We start from the raw sequence: 20,383 nt of genomic DNA on the forward strand, positions 1-20,383 counted from the left end.
ATAGAGGTCAGTATTTAAATACGTATCTTTATTTATAGTAAAGATATAATATTATGGATGTTTTCAAGGGTCAAAATCTTCTAGAGTTCTCTGATCGGTTCAAAACCGATGATGATTGCAAGGAATACTTAGCTTCGATAAAGGCTAAAAGTGCTTATAAATGTACTCGTTGCAACCATACCGCCTGTCAAATCCGCAAGGACTTCGGCAGACAGTGCAATATCTGTGGCCATATCGAATCCGCTACCGCCGATACACTTTTCCATAAGGTCAAGTTCGGTGTCAGAAAAGCGTTTTTCATCTGTTTCGAGATGGCAACCACCACCAAGAGCCTATCGGCAAGTTATATGTCGGTTCGCTACGGTGTTACGGAAAAGACCGCCAGGCTTTTTATGCACAAGGTCAGGGAAGCAATGACCTCCAGCGGCAACGATCCCATGGACGGAGAAGTACACGTTGACGAGTTTGTCCTTGGCGGAAGGGACGAAGGCAAAACGGGAAGGAGCTATGATGGCAAGAAAAAGAAGGCCGTGACAGCCGTACAGCTTACCCAGGATGGCAAGGTAAAGAGAATGTATGCAATGAAGATCGATGATTTCTCCGCACGGTCCCTACAATACATCTTTGTGAACCACATCAGTCGGGAAGCGCAGGTAACAACCGATAAGTGGAGGGGCTACAGGCCCATAGCCAAAGCATATGACATCACCCAGATAGAAAGCAACAAGGGGCTGAACTTTAAAGCACTCCACACAATGATCCACCAAGTGAAATCTTGGATAAGGACAACCTATTCCTGGGTGAGCGATGATAATCTGAACAGGTACTTCAATGAATTCTGTTTTCGGATCAACCGATCACAGAGCAAGGCAACCATATTCAACAACCTTATCACCAAGATGGTGCAGGGAGAGAAAATATATCAATCACAATTAATAAGTAACTAACTACTGACCTCTATATGTTGAAATGAAAATACCCAACCTATCACCTTACAGTAATCAGAATTTTGATGCTGCTAAATAAAAACTAATTTATTACAGGATACTAAAAAATAGAGCACCCCTTAATTAACGAGTATTAATTAAGGGGTGCTCTATTTTGTTCTCATATAAAGGCAATAACTCTTCTCCTGTCTTCGTCACTTTTTTGCAACACCCAACATAAAACGCAGATAATCAGCATTATACATTAATTTTTGCTTAGTTTTGGGTGTTGCAACATCCCAACTATGTTTATTCGTGAGGTGAAAAATCGTTCTGGAAGCACTAGTATTCAGGTTATTAGCAAGGATTCCGGTAAATATAAAGTGGTCAAATCCATAGGGTGTGCCAACACGTTGCAAGAAATTGAGGCATTAAAATTAAGGGCCAAACATGAGCTTGAAAAAATCAGGAAACAGTCTTCGCTGTTTGCCTCTTCTACAGATGCGAAGGTCGAAGAGGCCTTCTCTCTGCTGAGCAATGCCGACATCAGAACTGTGGGGCCCGAGTTGATTTTCGGAAAGATCTATGATTCCATAGGCTTTGGTGCATTAAATGAGCCCCTGTTCAAAAATATTGTAGTTGCCCGTCTGGCATTCCCTTTGAGCAAACTCAAAACCAGTGAATACCTGTACCGATATCAAGGTAAGTCCATTGATGTGAATAAGATATACCGGTTTTTGGACAAGTTGAACAGCGAACTTGAGGAACAGGTCCGGCAAATAGCTTTTCAACACACCAAAAAGGTTTTGAACGGGGATCTGAGCATTGTCTTTTACGATATGACCACACTCTACTTCGAGGCCTCGGATGAGGATGACCTGCGCAAAACAGGATTTTCCAAAGATGGAAAGCACAGCAACCCACAAATATTCATCGGGCTTCTGGTAGGCTTGGGCGGCTACGCCATAGGGTATGAAGTTTTTGAAGGAAATACCTATGAAGGACATACCCTCATTCCTTTCCTGAAGAAAATGCAAGGTAAGTTTTCCCTGGACAAGCCTATTGTCATTACCGATGCGGGCCTGTTATCCAGAACCAATATACAAGCACTGGAAGATAACGGCTATCAATTTATATTGGGCGCCAGGATAAAGAACGAGGATAAGGAGACCCAATCCCAAATCAAGGAATACGACTTTGAGCGAGACAACTTTTTTTGGCTGGATAAGGAAATAATCGATGAAGAAGGCATCGTAAGAAAACGTCGTCTGATCGTACACCATTCGGACAAAAGAGCCAAAAAAGACAGCTACAATCGGGAAAGAGGGCTCAAGAGACTGGAAAAACGCTTAAAATCCGGCAAGCTTACCAAATCAAATATCAACAACAGGGGCTACAATAAATATTTGAACATGGAAGGCGAAGTGAATATTGAGATCGACTATAAAAAATATGAAGCGGATGCCGTTTGGGACGGACTAAAAGGATATATAACCAATACCGCTCTCTCAAATCAGGCTATATTGGACAATTACAATAATTTATGGCACATCGAAAAAGCTTTTCGAATGTCCAAGACCGATCTCCGCATCCGCCCGATCTATCATCGATTACGACACCGGATAGAAGCGCATATATGTATTTCTTTCACCGCTTACAGCATTTACAAAGAGCTGGAAAGGGTTTTGAAGATCGAGAAATCGGATCTGTCGCTAAACAAGGCAAGTGAAATTACGCACACCATATACCAAATATCTTATCGGCTACCCGACTCCCGAAGTGAAAAAACACAACTATTGAAAATGGATGAAGAGCAAGCCGAGCTATATCAAATTATCACCAAAAATTTTTAGGGTGTTGCATTGAGGAAAACAGGAAAGGCAATAATTCTCTTCTAATTGGAGCATATCCCAAAGAATACTTGACATGGTAAGGCTGATTAAAAAACAAATCGATAAATTTGAATAGAAGCCATAAGATCTGGGATCTATAAAAACAGCTAACCCACTACACCAACCATCATGCTAAAAGCACTATTGATTTCCGCCATACTTTTATTTACCTCTTTGGCAACTGCACAAGATAATACTGCTTTTAAAGAGATATTAGAGGTTGCCTATTACGATTCAACCTACACAGACAAGTATATTACCTCTCGTTGTAAATTAGACATACGATACCCAGAAAACACTAAAGATTTTAGTACAGTAGTTTGGTTTCATGGTGGTGGTCTAAATTCTTATGACAAGTATTTTCCAGATCCATTATTGAACAACAATCTATGCATTGTAAGTGTTAATTATAGGTTATCTCCAAAAGTTAATGCGCCTGCCTATATTGAAGACGCCGCTGCAGCAGTAGCATGGGTATTTAATAATATTGAAACTTATGGAGGGAATCCCAATAAAATATTTGTAGCAGGACATTCTGCGGGTGGGTATCTCACTAAAATGATCGGTTTGGATAAACAATGGCTTCAAAATTTTAATATCGATGCCGATAAAATTGCAGGCCTTATTTCCTTAAGCGGACAAACCATAACCCATTCTACAATAAGAAAAGAACGAGGAATACCCTGGTCAAAGGTCATTGTAGACGAATATGCACCACTTTATCACGTTAGAAAGAATGCACCACCCTTACTACTTATTACAGGAGATAGGGAAATTGATTTGGAAGGCAGATATGAAGAAAATCTATATTTAAAACGATTAATGACTACAGCTGGCAATACCGAAACCCAATTAATGGAAATTCAAGGATTTGGTCATATAGAAATGCACGATCCTGGCCTACTACTATTACTAAAAGAAATTGATCGGATTAATAAGAAGGCCGGTGGAAGCCCTAAAGATTAAAAAAAAGTTATGGAATAGACATACGAAGGCGCTACAGCAGCAAAAATTAGACACTATCCCGCAATTTCTGTAATTAGGATCTGTCTACCACCTCAAAACCCCCCTCTACCTATCGTAAATGGGCTTAAACTGCCATTAGCACAAGTTCAACCTCAACCTAGAAAGGAGCTTTGCATTGCTTAGAAAGCTCTTCATTAATCTCGAATACCTTTCCTTTGATATCTGAGTATCCAAATTGCTTCAATCGTTCCGTATGCATACTGAGATAATTCTCGGCATTTTCACGGGTATCGAACAGATAAACACCCCCTGCCATCTTTTCTTTCTGATTTTCTGTCCAAAACTTCCAAATAAAACCTGGCTCATTATTAATACTCTGTGCAAGCTCGTTCATTTGTTTTGCCATTTCTTTTCCCCAAACTTCTCTATGTGGAAAATCTACATACATGATTACTGCCATAATATTATGTCTTTAAGTTATAAATTAAGTTGATATAGTGAGAAGGAAACTAAAAAACCACCCCTAAGGATGGTTTTTTCACCTTCAATATTTTAGATCTACTGATGGTCTTAACTTCTATAGGCGGAAAACATCCAAGCCAATTTTTCCTGCTCTACAATATAATCGCTCATTAAAGATACAGTGCCTTCATCATTTGCATCGGCTGCAATTTTTAAAATTGCTCTTTCCTGCTCCAGTAAAATCTTTAAGGCTTTAAGGATATTGTCCACAGCTACTTCCCCATCGGTAATATTTTCCGCCGCTTTTATTTCGGCAAGCTCCAAGTATTTTTTATAGGTATGAACAGGAGGTTGACCTAATGTAAGTATCCTTTCTGCAATCTCATCTACTTTTACCAAGGCATCATTGTATATCTCTTCAAATTTTAAGTGAAGTTCAAAGAATTTCTTTCCTTGAATATTCCAATGAAATCCTCTTAGGTTCATATAGAACATTTGATAGTTCGCTAGAAGTTCATTTAACTTTTCTGCTGTTTTAATAGAGCTGCTTTCGCTCAATCCAATAACATTTAAATTTGTGTTCGCCATAATCTATTATTTTATATTCAATTAGTTTTTAAAAACTGTTGATTTCTGTGGAAGTTTTCTCCAAGTTTTCATGGGAATTCTGTTGTAGAATCTCTTACTCCCATCAATTCTCTAAGGTACAAAAGGTAGTTGTATTGATATGTGACATTTGTCACACACCCTTATAATTTAAAACAATCTTAACAGATTTAAGATTCTCTTATAGATTCTCTTCTTGAAAGAAATCGATAGTAGGATTATATTTAGGTAAACTCAACTATTTGCATAACTAATCAAATACCCGGAAATTGGACTTGATCCAATGTTGTACCTATGTTGTACCCACACTAAAACAAAAAGGCCTTCAATCTCTTGAAGGCCTTTGTTTGCTTGCGGTCCGGACGGGACTCGAACCCGCGACCCCCTGCGTGACAGAAACACAAATTATGGTTTTACATGGTCTTAAAAAAGCTTAAATACTTGTTTTCCAGTAAATTAAAAAAAATTAAAGACCATATGAAACCATATAAATAGTATATTTGTTTATAAATAGTTTATAAATTTGTAATCACGTGCTGACAACTAAAGTGCTTCTCAACAAAGTTCGTCAAAAGCAGGATGGAACATTCCCGTTGGTAATTCGCGTTACCTACAACAGAAAATCCATATACCTACCCCTCGGTTACAACATGGTCGAAAAAGACTTCGACCCCAAAAATCAACGGATAAGACCTTCAAGTAAAATAGCTTCCAATATTACACGATTAAACTACAGTATTCAAGATAAATTGAAAAAAGTATATGATACGGTTACCCGCCTAGAGGAAGAGGGTAAAATTGAAAGCTACTCCATGCCATTGCTCAAAAGAGAAATAGAGGGGAAACCAGTGAGCAACATGGATTTCTACAGTTTTGCAGATTCCTTGATCCATGACATGAGAAAGGCAGGGAAGTATGGGAATGCAGAAATTTATAAGAACGTACGCAATAGAATAAAGAAATTCCATCAAAAAAGTCACTTGCCCTTCCGCCAAATCAACTATGCGTTTATAAAAAAACTCGAGACCCAGCATTATGCTAAGGGAAATACTGCGGGAGGACTGAGCGTTTACCTAAGAACCCTGAGGTCAATTTACAAAAAAGCAGTTAAACATGGTTTAGCCAAAGAGATCCACAATCCCTTCAATGGTTATCCCATAAAGATGGGAACCCCGAAACGACAGTTTTTGAACGCGGAGCAATTGGAAACCTTTAAAAATGCCTTGATCCAAGAGCCGTTCTTGGCAAAAGCCCGAGATTTGTATATGGCCTCCTTTTATTTACGGGGCATGAATTGGATGGATCTGGCATTATTGAAAGGGGATAATATACAGGGAGACTACGAACGAATTACCTACATACGATCCAAAACAAAGAATAAATTATTTTCCATTAAGATAGCCCCTGCCTTAAAGAAAATAATGTTTGCCTATGCACCTAGCAACATTCAAACGGATGATTATATATTTCCCATTCTTACTTCCACCGTTTCCAAATATCAAATTCACGAAACCATCAAAAACAAGCGAAAAAGGGAGAATACCTACCTGAAGCGTTTAACGGAAAGATTGGACCTTCCAAGAATCACCATATACAGCGCCAGACACACCTATGCCAATATCCTAAAACGAACCGGTGCGCCCAGCAATGTGATACAGGACAGTCTTGGCCATACGACGGAAGCCATGACCCAAGCGTATTTGAATTCGTTCGAAACAAACATTATCGATGATTATGATGCTCAGATTATGGGATAGGTTATTAGCAGAACATCCAATTCCATTGTTTACTTACGACTTCAAGGATTGATACTTCTTAAAATTTTCAGCTTGTTCAAAAATATCCTTGTAAACCTCATCCCTCTCAACTGGTGGATAACCGTGCTCATCCAAAAGAAGAATTAAGCCTACCTTTAATGCAGATTTAATATCGGCCCGTTTGTTCCAGTCTGGAAATTTGGCTTGACTATCAACCAAGTCTTTAACTGCTTTTGCCAACTCAATTAGTTTATCTTCAGGATAGCTAAAATCATATTTAACACATAGCTCCTTTAGAATATCGTAAAAAGCTTTTTCCTCAAAGTCAATCCCTAAATCATTCCCCGATTTAAACTCGCTGTATACATCCCAAATAAGGTTGGTCAATTGATCCGCCATATCTTCATAGACCTCACTTCTCAGAATATCATTTTCATCACGTTGATTGTACTTTTCAACCAAGGACTCCATTTTCTTAGAAAAGTCAACACCTTTTACTTTGTTGACTTTTTTCATTTCACCGATAGCTCGTGCCAAGAGCTGTTGCAATAATTTAATCTTAGTATTGGGTAATTTGATTTTATCAATTTTGGCCAAATAATCTTCATCAAAGATGTCTTGCTCCTTTTCGGTTTCTTCTCCCATCTTAAAGATTTCATCAATACCGTCACTCTGTAAGGCATTTTTAATCATTTCCCTCACTTTAGCATTCATTTGGGCGGTATCTGGTGCATCCCCTTTGGTTAGTTTAAAAACAATGGAGCGTACGGCTAAATAGAAGTGGGTGTAGTCCCTTTCTTGTTGTGTTAATTCCTCACTACCTGCGCATATATCATACGCTGCCTTTAGTCTCTTCACCAATCCCATAAAACGGGTTTCCATTTCCTTGGTCAACTGAACAAATTCAGCTGCCATATTAAGGGTGTTTAATTGCTCCAATGCGGTACCATTGAAATATTTTGAGCTATCAAATTTGTATAGCAACTTAGCTAATAGGTCTAAATGGTTTCTAACGACTATTAGGGATTGTTGTATGTCTTCAAAATTGTCTTTATCCCCCTCCGAGTATTTCTTAAGCGCTAAATTCATTTGCTTCTTGATGCCGATGTAATCTACCACCAAGCCTTTATTCTTGCCTTTAAATTTGCGATTTACTCGCGATATAGTTTGTATTAGATTGTGTTGCTGAATAGGCTTATCTATGTAGATGGTATCTAAAAACGGAACATCAAAACCTGTGAGCCACATATCTACAACAATAGCTATTTTGAAATTGGTTTTTTCATTTTTGAATTGCCTGTCCAGTTCCTTACGATCTTCTTTCGTACCTAAGAGCTTATACAATTCCTCCGGGTCGTCTTTCCCGCGGGTCATAATCATTTTGATACGCTCTATAGGTTTAATTTCCCGCTTTTCTTTTTCTGAAAGGACAGCACCTTCCTCCGCAACTTTTATTTCATTCCACTCAGGCCTTAATTCAATTACGTTCTTATACAATTCGTAGGCTATAAATCTAGAGCTACTTACAAACATGGCTTTACCCTTAATGGTAGCACCTTCGGCAACTCTATTTTCATAGTGTTGCACAAAGTCCGCAGCCAACTCTTTTAACCTATCCGGATCGCCCAAAATGGCGTTCATACTTGCAGATTGCTTCTTACTTTCCTCTATCTGGTATTCATTGGCGCCAGCTTCGGCAGCCTCTTCATAATATTGCTCAATCTTTTCTAATTCGCTATTCTGTAAGGCTATTTTTGCTGCTCTACCTTCATAGACAATACGGACCGTAATTTCATCTATAACCGATTCGGTCATGGTGTAGGCATCCACCACTTGTCCAAACACATCTAAAGTTGCATCAACAGGAGTACCTGTAAACCCAACATAGGTTGCGTTGGGTAAAGAGTCGTGTAAATACTTGGCAAAGCCATAGGACTTCTTCACACCGTGTTCCGTAACTCTTATTTTTTGGTCTAAGTTGGTCTGACTTCTATGGGCCTCATCCGAAATACAAATAACATTCGTACGTTCCGTCAATAGCTCAATATCTTCTGTAAACTTATGAATGGTCGTTAAGAATACCCCGCCACTAGCACGACCTTGTAATAGCTCTCTTAATTCAGCCCTGCTTTCAACACTTTTAATGGTATTGTCACCAATAAATATTTTGGCATTGGTAAACTGTCCTGAAAGTTGATCGTCTAAATCCGTACGGTCTGTTATGAGTACAATGGTAGGATTTTCAAAATAGGCACTTTTCATCAGGAGCCTTGTGAGATAGAGCATGGTATAACTCTTTCCGCTTCCAGTTGCTCCAAAGTAAGTGCCACCTTTACCATCTCCCTCTGGTTTTTGTGCTTTTTTAATGTTGTTAAACAGGGCTCTTGCCGCATAGTACTGGGGATAGCGACAAACTATTTTCTCATCTTTTTTAGAAGTATCTGGAATGTATATGAAGTTTTGAATAACATCCCTTAGTCTGTTTTGATTGAGCAATCCTTGAATAAGGGTAAACATGCTATCAATACCATCCACATCTTTGGCCAAACCTGATATTCTACGCCACGAATAATAAAACTCGTAAGGAGCAAAGAACGACCCTGCTTTGTTGTTTACGCCATCGCTGATTACACAAAACGCATTGTACTTAAAAAGCTCTGGAATATCTCTCTTGTAACGAGTTGTTAATTGCACATAAGCATTATGAATGGTGCAGTTTTCTTGAATAGCTGTTTTAAACTCAAATACTACAACCGGTAATCCATTGATGTAAATAATCCCATCAGGAATACGTTTTTCCGTTCCTTCTATTTCCAGTTGATTAACAAACTTGTAGATATTATTGTCGCCATATTTTTCCGAAGGTTCTGATACCGATAAAACATCTAAGTTCTTCCCTTGAATCTGTCGGTCCAATCCTGCATTGTCAATTAGAGAAATCCAAATGTCTTTTTGGTTTCGGTCTTCTCGTTTAAGTATAAACCCATCCGATAACCATTGAACTATTTTTTTATTGGTTTCATATAAATCAGAGGCGGGTAAGGTTTTTAGATGTAATACAATTGACTTAGCCTCGGTTTGGGTTAAGCCTTCTTTCTTGTATTGAGTTAGTAGAAATTGGATTAAATCCTCTTCAATCAACACTTCTTCGGGCATACGACTAACAGTATTGCCCAAGTAATGTGGATACCCCTCATTACCCAATAACGCTATAAATGCTTCCTCTAATTTTGCTTCTGTAAACTTCATTAATAAAGGTTGGTTGGTTATGATTACTTTTGGTTGCTGATGTCATTTTCCCATTAGCTACCAACCATTGCAATACAATGGCTGTAAACTCATTCGCCTGGGCATCCTTTTTATATTATGGCATTTTTGCAACTCATGTTATACTTAGTTTTAGTCGCCTACCTTTTTCGGTAAGACGGTATTTTTGTTAACTGCTATTGGGTTTGTCAGGAATAGTTAATTCAATCAAACCTAATTCAATGGCAGGCTGTAAATATTTATATAAAAATGTTGGTCGGTGTTTGATTCCAACCAGCTCCATAGTTTCCGCACTTGAATAATCTTTACCGGTCATTGCAGAAATTAGGATTTGAACTTGTTCGGTGACTTGTTCGGTGCGCTTTCTTGAAGTAGGAAATACCATCCGAGTGAAATTGTCCATGAACTTAAAACATTCCCTACCGTAACTCTGCAGTATTCTTGGAATGCTGGCACCTAATTGTTCTATCAGGTTCAGATCCTTGGTGAGTTCTGCTTTGTATTCTATGCGGTTGGTTTCTATCATTTTTTTATTCCTTTCCCTTTTTCAATCCTTTAACCATCTTATCAAAATCAGATTCTATCTTTTGGGTTTTATTAAACTTTTCATATTCCGAATAGGCTCTATTTTCGGCTTGTTTTTTGGATTTCTTTCCTAATCCTTCTAACACCTTATATTCATTAAAGGCTAAAAACTTATTGACACTTAGTGCCAATCCTTCCATGGTAAACGTATTTTCACGTTCTATTAGCCCTTCTATATAGTCAAAGTACCCCGTTACCGTTCGTTCTAATTGCTTGATTTCTTTTTCCTCCAAATAGTTTTTGGCAATTGCTGTATCTGATTTTAGCACCCTACCGTCTGGTGCGTTTTTCCAGGAAGTTAGGCCCATATTTTCTTTATTACTATCGGCTTTTAGGTAGATGATTTCCGCTGCTGTTTTACCTGTTATGGCATAGTGGAATTTATTTTGCACCATAGCATAGAACTTTTTGGTAATGGGCGATTGTGGGTCATAGTCGATACTACACTCAGCAAAAATATCAGTTACCTGTTGGTAAATTCTGCGTTCGCTGGCACGGATCGAACGAACACGCTCTAATAATTCCCTGAAATAATCTTTACCAAAAACGGTTTTCCCTTGCTTAAGGCGTTCGTCGTCTAATGTAAAACCTTTTATAATATATTCTTTTAAGGTTTTGGTAGCCCAAATACGAAATTGTGTTGCTTTGGTGGAATTAACGCGGTAACCAACGGAAATAATGGCATCTAGATTATAAAACTCAACATTTCTTTTAACCTCCCTTGTTCCTTCTTTTTGAACTTGTGCAAATTTTGCACTTGTTGCCTCTTTCTCCAACTCACCTTCTAGGTAAATATTCTTAAGATGCTTTGTTACCACCGTTCTATCCACACCAAACAACTCCGCTATTTTTTGTTGTGTAAGCCAAACAGTTTCGTTTTGCATATAAATCTCAATCCGTACTTCACCACTTGGGGCAGTATATAAAATGAAATCGCTTAGCTCATCACTGGGTTTTATGTTCTTATCGTTTCCTTCCATTCCAAAAAAAATTATCCTATGGTACGTTATGCTTTGTATGCTATGAGGTTGGTTTCGGGCATACTCTTATTTCAAATTGATACTTTTGAGTTGTCGTGTTTCAAGCTGTTTTAGTTCTGATTGAGCAACAATCTTGTTAATTATTAACTTACAGTTTTCCATTATTTCCTTGCCTTTCGAATAATTTGCTGGAAAAAAGAAATTAACACGCCCATCCTCTAATAATTCTGTAGCTTTTTTTCTTGATTTACTTGAGTTAGGCTTATAAACTGATACAGAATAACCACCTTTATCTTTAACCAACTTCATACAGGGAATATCTGTATCGCCATCACCAAAATACACCATTTGATTAAAAGGTATAGGTCTTTCATCTTCTGGTGTATACTTATTTATTTTTGAATTATCAGACTCATCTAAAAGACCTTTGTTAATTCTAAAAATAAATTGTGTTTTATTGGTATAGTTTATGGCTAAACCAGCTGATTTCGCAACATTATTTTTATCAAATCTAAAAGAGCAGCCATATATTTTTTTAAAATATTTAGCAATTGATGTTCCTTCAAGTATTTCTTTATTACCGGCTGATATTATATAATGCTCTACGATAGCATTTTTTTCTTTAGCATATTGATTGATTGACTCAAACCAACTTTCTACTCCTTTAAATAATTCAATGTTTTTTCCTTTCTTCTTTAAAGCATCTCTTGTCAGTTCATTTTCTTTGCCGTTTGCATTTGCTTTTTCAATCATCAACTGCATATAAGTAATGATATTGTCGGCCTTTTGCGCTTTCGTTTCTTGTTTGACCTCTTTCCAAAATTCATTCGGTGTCATTCCAATATCAGGTAGAAAAGAGTATTCCTGCATATCTTTGGGAGACAAGGTTTTGTCAAAATCATAAATGAATGCAATTTTTGTTTTAGCCATAATACATTACTTTTTTATTTTTAAATTTCATGCTCTCAGCAAGCTATATTTTTATCGTTTTTTCATCCCTATAGCATTTAGAATTTGGTAAGTTGTGCTTTGTATTCTATGCCGTTGGTTTCTATCATAACTATTTAATATTTATTATTCAACCATTCACTGATAGGCACTACTTTATCATTGCCATTAATCGATGGAAATACAACATAAGTTCCTTCTGACCTATAAGTTCCTTTGAAATATTGAAAATAATCAACGTTGTAGATGTAAGGATATATTTCTAAATACTCACTACCCGAAAAATCTGAATAATCTTTTTTAATAGGTAAAATTGCAATGTGGTCAATGTACTTTGCTGCATCTCCTAAACCTAACTCCCAATTACACCATTTAGAGCTTATTGCCCCCTCCGTTGCTAAAAGAATAAATTTATGATTATCCTTAATTTTTTGTTTTATTCTATCTGCGGTCTTTCCTGATGTTGTTTTAGGCATCCCATCATCTAACCAATCAACATAAACATCTACACCATAGGATTTTAAAAATGAAATAGCCCCTTCCAAATACTCTCTTTCATCGTGTTTATGAGAAAGGAAAATTTTAGTTTTAAAAAGACTACTTTCTCCTTTAAAACTGTTTAGGCTTTCATTTAAGGTCATATAGTAGGATTTTGATGACCTTCTTTGGTTTCTAAGTTCGGATTCGGTTATAAAACTCATAGATTATTTAATAGTTTTTACAATGTTAAAATCATCCTTCTTATCGCGTAACTCTATTGCCTTGTCAATATATTTTGTAGGATTTGCTATAAAATCAGACCACTTAACAGATTGAATATAGGAGCTGTCTCCAGAGTAAACCCAACTACCATTGCAAACTCTTCTGTCGGGTTCTTTAACATTAAACATATTATCGCGTATTATTTGAAACAGAATAGGAGTGTTTAACGACCTGCAATTACATTCACTATCACGTGTTATATAGTATTCGTAACTTCCATTTTCATCTGGGAGTACAACGGCTATAACACCATTAGTACTACTTGACCTACCTAATCTTGTCTGCTTTTTTAGAGAGTATGAAACTTCCCAAGGTATCCATTGGTCTTTTTCAGAGGTAAACGATTCCTTCATTCCTTTTGAAATCAAAACTACAGTAACACTACTATCAAAAATCTTGTCTCCTAATTTTGAACTGATAGAAGAGTCTGCCAAGTTCTCCATACTTTCATCATCATTTTCACCTTTATAAATATGGTCATCTCCTGTCAAATGCTCTGAAATTTCATCTACGTAATGTCTTGCAGTTGTAGCAATTTTTATTTTACCAAAAAAGGAATCTTGATATATGCCTAAATCTTGTACTAATGAGTCCGAATATTTATATGATACGAATACTTTTCTTGCCATACTATTAAATTTTATCCATTAGAAATTTTTGAAACAAAGACATATACCCATAATCCTTTTCAAGTCTTGTGTTTTTTAGGTTTTGAGGAAATAAATTCTCATATACTAATTTAGTTGCCGCACCTGTACTAGCTATAGGAAGTAATAGTGCTTCTGGATGATATTCTTTAAACATTCTATATTCGTCTTCAATACCATCCATTCCGCCAATAAAGACTGCTGCTGAAAATTCATTCTCAGAAAACATTTGTTCCCTGAGAAGTTTTATACTGGCAGGAATGCTGTCTTCTTTTTTCGTGAATACGATATTTTCAAACTTATTATTATCTGGAGGGAAAATATCTTTAAACCATAAGGATTGGTATAGCTTTACGTGTTCTTGGATATTCATATCCAATTTTTCCATCACGTAATAAATTAATGGTGTTATTGAGGGATGACCACCCCATATTATTCTATGGTGTGGCAATACTACTGTTGTTAAAGCAATAACTGCATCACGAATTGCAATAATATCTGCTGTTTCTATGTACTTTGCATCTCTACTAGGCAGGGGAATACTAGCAGATAGAAATATATTCTTTACGCCTTTTGTAGCCATAATTCAAAATCTTGTTTTTTTAATGTTTTTATATCCTTTCTGAAATTGTCATTTAACCATTCTAAATGTTTCAACCATTTATCACGTATTCGCAAATCATCATATATCAATCTTATAGAAACCTCATCGTACCCCATCAACTCTTTTTTTATTTCAGCTGATTGACAGCTTGTTGATTGAGGTATACCAATAGTAGGGATGTAGATTATATGTTCTCCATTCGGTAAATCCTCTGTTAAAATCTTTTCAGGCTGAACAGTTACCTTTCGTTTATTCTTTTCTGCTATATTTCTAAATTCAGTAATTAAATTATCCTGTCTAGCTGCTAAATTTCTTGCTCGAACAGATTCCACTTCAGTAAGCACACGTTCTACCATCGTTTCAATAAATCGACCAGTACTATCTGACTCTTTATTAATAAAGTCATCTTCTGTTAATTGAATTGGATAACTGATATAAGAAGATTTGTCAATATCCTTTATTTGATGATTTGGCCACACCAACTGGACAATTCCTATTTGCTTTGCACTTGCTTCTGCAAATTCTTCTTTACACCAATGACTTTCCAAAAAACCAGGAGTATTTAGTAGTACAATAACATCACAATCTGTCATACGATGCCATAATTCATCTTGAAAAGGTTCTCCTTTCTGAATTGAATGCGTATCGAGAAATACATCAAAATTATAAGATTCTAAAGCCTCATATAATTGAATAGCTACAGCGGTAGATTCTGCTCTTCGGTAACTGATGAATACTTTTCTTGTACCACGTAACAATTCAAAAGCTTCTAAGACAACATTAGTAATTCTATTTAATTCATTTTCTGAATATTTAACGGCATTCTGATTTTCTAAAACGCACGGTATATCGGTTTCAAAACTGTCATAAAAGATTGGTAGAATCATCGTACCATCTTTCAGAAGCTTCTGAGTAACATCTAAATCCTTAAAATCGCTACTAGTGTCTCCAAAGTACAGCGCAAATGCAGGTTGGTTACCCTCATATTCATCTTCAATAGAGGATGCCGGAATGACTTTAATAAACTCTTCAGGCAATTTAAGATTCCTTAACTCCACTCTTATCTGGTCAATTATTATTTGCCTTTCAGGAACGTTTGAACCTAATGTTATGAGTTGATATTTATATTTCATAGCTAACTTCTTTTAAGTTACTTTCCAACCGCTCCACAACACCGCGCATTAATACAGGACATAATGGTTTGATACTGTCTTTTAACTGCTCACTAATACGTTTGCGGGTTTCTAAGGTGTAGTAAATGGTAACAATGGCTTTTTGCTTTTCAATACTTGGAATAGGCACTCTTACCCTACACATTTCATCCCAATCAAATGTATCACGAGTACTACTCCAAGCGTTAAAAGCTGCATATCTATCAAAATCAGCACGCTTGAAGAAGAGAAATAAAAACTCAGGTAATAGTTCATTGGTATTTTTAATTCTAAACGCTTCATAAGAGGCTGATACTAAAACAGGATGATTATAGTGAGATAACGCAATAGCTAAAGGTTTAAATGGATTCATTCTCGGTATATAAGCAAACTCATTTGTCCTTACAATTAAGTGATTTGTTAAGTTGTTTTTATTTACCTTACCCGCTGGTGGTCTAAATTCCTTTCTTTCACTAATTCCAATTACTGAATTGAATTTATCTTCTATATTCTTTTCGTTAATCCTTTCTATTAAGCCGTTTAGAGGGACAAGCTCCTGAGACTTTATTAAATCTTCAATGTAGGTATCACAAATCAGTTGTAAATCTTCTAAGCCATTTTCATAGGCTTTTTGATTACTTAATAATGCTTTGTAGAGGTTTACATATTTGCGTTGCTCATCTATATGCGGTATGGGAATTTCTATTTCGCACAAGCGTTCATAATCTAAACTTGCTCTAACGCTACTATCACTAATAAACCAACCATATCTATCAGATTCAGGTCTTTGAAACCACATCATCATATATTCAGGTAGTAACTCTTTTTCATCAATTACCTCTATTACAGAATAGGCGGGTGAAATGATTGCGGGTTCATCATCTGTATAGAGAGCGATTCTTATGGTTTCGTCTCTTCCAACTTGCATTGCAGAATAAGCAAATTGCCCTTTTTGAATAATCTTGTACTTAGACAAATCTGTTCCTGAAACATTTGCAACAGAGGGCATAAAATTTTTCGTAATGTTTATACCCAATAAATTGGTAACTGATAAATCTTTATTACGGTTATCTACCAACTGAATGTAATTGCCAATAGGTTTGTAATTGTCTCTATCGATTTTACAATTCATATCCTAATGTTTTAAAAGCATTTATGAGTTGTTCTTGACTTTCTTTTTCTTCATTTAACAACTCTTTAAAATCTTTTTGAATACGCTTCATTTCAGTATCAAAGTCAATATTGCTATCACCATCTACAAACTCAATGTATTTGCTAGGTATTAGAGAAAAGTCGTTTTCCGCTATAGTATCAAAATGTACAGACTGACAATATTCAGGAACATCTTTATAGGTTGTTTTCCAATCTGTCTGCTGCCAATTGTGATAGTTCTCAGCCACCTTTTCTATATCATTGGCTGTTAATTCAATAAACTTCTTTTCGTACTCACTTCCCCAACGTCTTAAATCCATAAAGAGGACTTCTTTTTCACGCTCTCGATAGTTTTTTACTCTATCGTTAATTGTAACGGTCCGTTGCTTTTTGTTGCGGTTTAAAATCCAAAGTGTTACACTGATATCTGTAGTATAAAAGGTGTTTCTTGGAATTATAATAATTGCTTCGACCAAGTTATTTTCAATAAGTTTCCTACGGATTTTATACTCTTCACCACCACCTGATAGTGCTCCATTTGCCAGGATAAAGCCTGCTACACCGTTGTCAGATAATTTGCTCACCATATTTAAAATCCAACCATAATTAGCATTACTCTTTGGAGGAACATCATAACCTCTCCAACGTGGATCATCTAATAACTCGTCCTCTCCTCTCCAGTCCTTTTGGTTGAAGGGAGGGTTGGCCATTATAAAATCTGCTTTTAAATCTTTATGTTGGTCATTCGAAAATGTATCCGCGTGTTTATCTCCCAAATTTGCAGAAATACCTCGAATAGCTAAATTCATTTTAGCTAATTTATAAGTAGTAGGAGATGATTCTTGCCCGTAGATAGATACTTCTTTTTTGCTTCCTTGATGGCTTTCTATAAACTTAATAGACTGTACAAACATACCTCCTGAACCACAAGCGGGGTCATAAATAATTCCTTTATATGGTTCTATCAATTCAGCTAGCAAGTTTACTATAGTTTTTGGTGTGTAAAACTCTCCCTTTCCTTTCCCTTCTTTGATTGCGAATTTTCTTAGAAAATATTCGTAAACTCTACCAATGATGTCTTGGGATTCATCTTCTAAGGTGTCTATTTCATTGATTTTATCTACCAATGATGCTAATTTGGTACGCTCTAAACCTAAGCGGGAAAAGTAGTTGTCTGGTAAAGCCCCTTTTAATGAAGGATTGTCCTTTTCAATAGTATGTAATGCTGTATCAATTTTTAAAGCTAAATCATTCTGTTTTGCATTCTTGCTAATGTAGGACCAACGTGAAATTTCCTCTAAAAAGAATACGTTTTTCATATTGTAGAAGTCTTTCATTTCTACATATTTTTCTTTGCCTTCTGCAATCAATTCTCCTTTTCTCTCTTCAAACTTATCGCTCGCAAACTTTAGGAAAATTAAGCCTAATACTACGTGCTTGTATTCTGAAGGGTCAACAGAACCTCTTAATTTATCGCAGGATTGCCAAAGGGTTTCTTCGATCGATCTTGTCTTTTCTACTTTTTTCTTGGCCATACTTTTATAATGGTTAATTGTATATTATGAATGGTTAATGTTAGCTTTAGCGGTTTTTATGATGCTAGTGATGATCTTGATGATTTCTAAAGCATCAGTATTTACGCTTTCAAACTGTTCTTTATTGAGGTATTCGGTTTGGAATAATAATTCCAACCAATACATCGTTTCGTTTATTTCCTTTTGGGCTATAGCCATTTTATGAATAAAATCTTTTTTCGTTTCTGCGTGTTCAGCTTCTTTTACCATAGCACCTACGCTTGTACCGCTTCGCAAAAGTTGTTTGCTTAAAACAAATTCTTTTTGCTGGTCGCACAAGAACTGGCTCAGCTTTACCACCCTGATAGCGAAATCAAAACTTTTATTTTTAACTACATTTTCCCTCATTGATTATTAAACATTCAACATTAATCCTTTTTATTTTTAATATCTGTTTCAGCCATTTTTAAGGCTTGTAATGCTTGTTCTTTCCACTTTTCGTACGAGCAAGCATTGGCAATTACATCTAATATTTGATCGGTAAGCCAAAGCGCTATAAGTTCATCCGGACTTACTTTGAGTATCTCCGCTATTTTCAATACTTGCTCCTGTTTGGCTCTACGCTCACCACGTTCAATCTTGCTAAACATTGGTGTGTCTATCTCTAACTGTGCTGAGAGTTGTCGTTGGAGCAAGCCTTGGCTTTCTCTAAGCTCTTTTATCCTATTGGCTAATTTCATCTGTCGGTGTATATTAATTTCTCCTCAGTAAGATGTAATGCCCTAGATTTAATAAATAATCTTTTATAATTCATATAGAGGGAATTTTGAAACCTTTTTAATTTTGACTTGTCAAATTCTGTCCAATGTAAGAATAATAGATCAAAGTAGCGAAAAGAAATTCGTGAAAAAGAAAAATAAAGACTAGAGGCAAAAACTACTTACAAACCGATCTCACATTATCACATTGGACCTACACTAGCAACTATAACTGATACCAATTCATTCCGAACGCCATATAAAATCCTATTTTCAACAATTAGAAGGTAGTTCTGAGACAGGCTGCCGTTAGAAACAACTTGAAGATGATTCGTATTTGGTGTATATTTACATCAAAAAATAATGTTATGTCACGACAAAGTATATCATTTACAAAACCGAATGACGAGTGGCTAAAAGCCCAAGTGGACAATAAAGAATATTCAAGCAAAAGTGAGTTAGTTAATGACTTGATTAGGCAAGCTAGAAAACAACAAGTTCAAATTGACTGGATTCGAGCAAAGCTGGAGAAGGCTGAAAATAGTGGATTTACCAATGACAGTAAAGAAAATATTTTAGCTCAATCTAAGTCGTTACTAAATGGCTAAATACACACTGACAAACGAAGCAAAAAATGACTTGATAAGGATTCACCACTACGGAGTTAAGAAGTTTGGAATGACACAGGCGGACAAATATTTCGAATCGTTCTTTGGATTTAATGACATTATTGCCGAACGACCTTTTTCCTTTGAATCCGTTGACTATATAAAAAAGGGATATAGACGATGCGTCTGCGGTGTTGATAGTATTTACTATAAAATTAATGAAAATATTGTCGAAATAATAGCAATCGTTGGAAGACAAGATTTGAATGAAAAACTGTTGCCAATTGAGTAGGTAAATATTCCTTGATCTTTCAAAGTGGCACAAATCGAACCGTTACAAATTCAGCGCATAGCTAAAATTAGCACAATATGAACCGATATGCCGTATACATCCCTCTAATGGTTCAAATAGCCTGTCAGAGTATAGCCGAAAGATTACCCGCGCCCGTATGGCCTATTTGCCCGTCAAGCAGGCCCGCCTGTATTCTATGATTAAAAAAAGGATATCTACTTTAATTTATCAACAATCCTAAGCTGCATATTTCATAAGATTAATATAGGGTTCATTTCGCGTAATAACTGCAAACATTCTGGACACTAATTTGTTTCTAATAATATTGATTGTGCTCATCTTGTTTTTTCCTTCCTCCAGTCTCCTCTGGTAATATGCTTTCATTTCCGGATTATGCTGTAAGGCCGATTTTGCACATAGATCAAGTAGGCTCTTTATTTTCTTGTTGGCTAGGTTACTAACCTTTGTCCTGCCCCTTATACTGGTTCCCGATGTGTTAGGGAAGG

At 36.2% G+C, this 20,383-nt stretch carries 21 protein-coding genes; 6 read left to right on the plus strand and 15 right to left on the minus strand.

Annotated features, from left to right (window positions below; all coding sequences use genetic code 11):
• Positions 1 to 53 precede the first annotated feature (53 nt).
• The 3 genes from H344_RS0115395 (at position 54) to H344_RS0115405 (ending at position 3,784) form a co-directional block, all read left to right on the plus strand.
• The gene (locus H344_RS0115395; RefSeq protein WP_026809533.1) at positions 54 to 947 is read left to right on the plus strand and encodes an IS1595 family transposase; all 894 of its coding nucleotides are present in this window, start codon (positions 54 to 56) and stop codon (positions 945 to 947) included.
• 284 nt (positions 948 to 1,231) lie between these two features.
• Positions 1,232 to 2,779 (plus strand): IS1634 family transposase, encoded by a 1,548-nt coding sequence (locus H344_RS0115400; protein WP_026811112.1) that lies wholly within the window; start codon positions 1,232 to 1,234, stop codon positions 2,777 to 2,779.
• A gap of 168 nt (positions 2,780 to 2,947) precedes the next feature.
• Entirely contained in the window at positions 2,948 to 3,784 is an 837-nt protein-coding gene (locus tag H344_RS0115405; protein ID WP_026811113.1) for an alpha/beta hydrolase, read from the plus strand.
• Positions 3,785 to 3,941: 157 nt separating this feature from the next.
• On the opposite strand, the gene H344_RS0115410 is transcribed toward H344_RS0115405, so the two are convergent.
• Together H344_RS0115410 and H344_RS0115415 are read right to left on the minus strand one after the other, a co-directional pair.
• Entirely contained in the window at positions 3,942 to 4,244 is a 303-nt protein-coding gene (locus H344_RS0115410) for a monooxygenase (protein ID WP_026811114.1), read from the minus strand.
• A 110-nt stretch (positions 4,245 to 4,354) separates the two neighbouring features.
• A complete protein-coding gene (locus tag H344_RS0115415) occupies positions 4,355 to 4,834 on the minus strand; it encodes a Dps family protein (protein ID WP_026811115.1) in 480 nt (159 codons plus the stop codon).
• Positions 4,835 to 5,385: 551 nt separating this feature from the next.
• Between H344_RS0115415 and H344_RS0115420 the strand changes: the two genes are divergently transcribed.
• Positions 5,386 to 6,609, plus strand: a complete 1,224-nt coding sequence (locus H344_RS0115420; protein ID WP_084148831.1) for a site-specific integrase — start codon at positions 5,386 to 5,388, stop codon at positions 6,607 to 6,609.
• A 33-nt stretch (positions 6,610 to 6,642) separates the two neighbouring features.
• Here the strand turns inward: H344_RS0115420 and H344_RS0115425 are convergent, their stop codons facing one another.
• The 12 genes from H344_RS0115425 to H344_RS0115480 form a co-directional block, all read right to left on the minus strand.
• Positions 6,643 to 9,858 carry a type I restriction endonuclease subunit R gene (locus tag H344_RS0115425; protein WP_026811117.1) on the minus strand — a complete coding sequence of 1,072 codons (3,216 nt, stop codon included), beginning with the start codon at positions 9,856 to 9,858 and terminating at the stop codon, positions 6,643 to 6,645.
• A 187-nt stretch (positions 9,859 to 10,045) separates the two neighbouring features.
• A complete protein-coding gene (locus tag H344_RS0115430; protein ID WP_026811118.1) occupies positions 10,046 to 10,402 on the minus strand; it encodes a Fic family protein in 357 nt (118 codons plus the stop codon).
• A gap of 4 nt (positions 10,403 to 10,406) precedes the next feature.
• Positions 10,407 to 11,441, minus strand: a complete 1,035-nt coding sequence (locus H344_RS0115435; RefSeq protein WP_026811119.1) for a virulence RhuM family protein — start codon at positions 11,439 to 11,441, stop codon at positions 10,407 to 10,409.
• A gap of 66 nt (positions 11,442 to 11,507) precedes the next feature.
• Entirely contained in the window at positions 11,508 to 12,371 is an 864-nt protein-coding gene (locus tag H344_RS0115440; RefSeq protein WP_026811120.1) for an HAD family hydrolase, read from the minus strand.
• A gap of 134 nt (positions 12,372 to 12,505) precedes the next feature.
• Positions 12,506 to 13,090, minus strand: a complete 585-nt coding sequence (locus H344_RS0115445) for a toll/interleukin-1 receptor domain-containing protein (RefSeq protein WP_026811121.1) — start codon at positions 13,088 to 13,090, stop codon at positions 12,506 to 12,508.
• A 3-nt stretch (positions 13,091 to 13,093) separates the two neighbouring features.
• On the minus strand, positions 13,094 to 13,780 hold the full coding sequence (locus H344_RS0115450; RefSeq protein WP_026811122.1) for a TIR domain-containing protein: 687 nt from the start codon (positions 13,778 to 13,780) through the stop codon (positions 13,094 to 13,096).
• A 4-nt stretch (positions 13,781 to 13,784) separates the two neighbouring features.
• The gene (locus tag H344_RS0115455; RefSeq protein ID WP_026811123.1) at positions 13,785 to 14,381 is read right to left on the minus strand and encodes an SLOG domain-containing protein; all 597 of its coding nucleotides are present in this window, start codon (positions 14,379 to 14,381) and stop codon (positions 13,785 to 13,787) included.
• Positions 14,363 to 15,535, minus strand: a complete 1,173-nt coding sequence (locus H344_RS0115460; protein WP_026811124.1) for a toll/interleukin-1 receptor domain-containing protein — start codon at positions 15,533 to 15,535, stop codon at positions 14,363 to 14,365. The genes H344_RS0115455 and H344_RS0115460 overlap by 19 nt, the downstream gene beginning before the upstream one ends.
• Positions 15,525 to 16,685, minus strand: coding sequence for a restriction endonuclease subunit S (locus H344_RS0115465; RefSeq protein WP_026811125.1), 1,161 nt, complete (start codon positions 16,683 to 16,685; stop codon positions 15,525 to 15,527). The genes H344_RS0115460 and H344_RS0115465 overlap by 11 nt, the downstream gene beginning before the upstream one ends.
• A complete protein-coding gene (locus tag H344_RS0115470) occupies positions 16,675 to 18,240 on the minus strand; it encodes a type I restriction-modification system subunit M (RefSeq protein ID WP_026811126.1) in 1,566 nt (521 codons plus the stop codon). Before H344_RS0115470 ends, H344_RS0115465 begins: the two co-directional genes overlap by 11 nt.
• Before the next feature lie 24 nt (positions 18,241 to 18,264).
• On the minus strand, positions 18,265 to 18,627 hold the full coding sequence (locus tag H344_RS0115475; RefSeq protein WP_026811127.1) for a four helix bundle protein: 363 nt from the start codon (positions 18,625 to 18,627) through the stop codon (positions 18,265 to 18,267).
• 20 nt (positions 18,628 to 18,647) lie between these two features.
• Positions 18,648 to 18,959 (minus strand): helix-turn-helix domain-containing protein, encoded by a 312-nt coding sequence (locus H344_RS0115480; protein WP_026811128.1) that lies wholly within the window; start codon positions 18,957 to 18,959, stop codon positions 18,648 to 18,650.
• 386 nt (positions 18,960 to 19,345) lie between these two features.
• Between H344_RS0115480 and H344_RS0115485 the strand changes: the two genes are divergently transcribed.
• Together H344_RS0115485 and H344_RS0115490 are read left to right on the plus strand one after the other, a co-directional pair.
• Positions 19,346 to 19,585 carry a ribbon-helix-helix domain-containing protein gene (locus H344_RS0115485; protein WP_026811129.1) on the plus strand — a complete coding sequence of 80 codons (240 nt, stop codon included), beginning with the start codon at positions 19,346 to 19,348 and terminating at the stop codon, positions 19,583 to 19,585.
• Positions 19,578 to 19,877: a type II toxin-antitoxin system RelE/ParE family toxin gene (locus tag H344_RS0115490; RefSeq protein WP_026811130.1), complete on the plus strand. Its 300-nt coding sequence runs from the start codon at positions 19,578 to 19,580 to the stop codon at positions 19,875 to 19,877. The genes H344_RS0115485 and H344_RS0115490 overlap by 8 nt, the downstream gene beginning before the upstream one ends.
• A gap of 237 nt (positions 19,878 to 20,114) precedes the next feature.
• On the opposite strand, the gene H344_RS20535 is transcribed toward H344_RS0115490, so the two are convergent.
• Positions 20,115 to 20,383 (minus strand): transposase (locus H344_RS20535; RefSeq protein ID WP_034256811.1); only part of this gene is annotated, 269 nt, incomplete at its 5' end.

Source organism: Arenibacter latericius DSM 15913, from assembly GCF_000424985.1.
Lineage (GTDB): Bacteria > Bacteroidota > Bacteroidia > Flavobacteriales > Flavobacteriaceae > Arenibacter > Arenibacter latericius.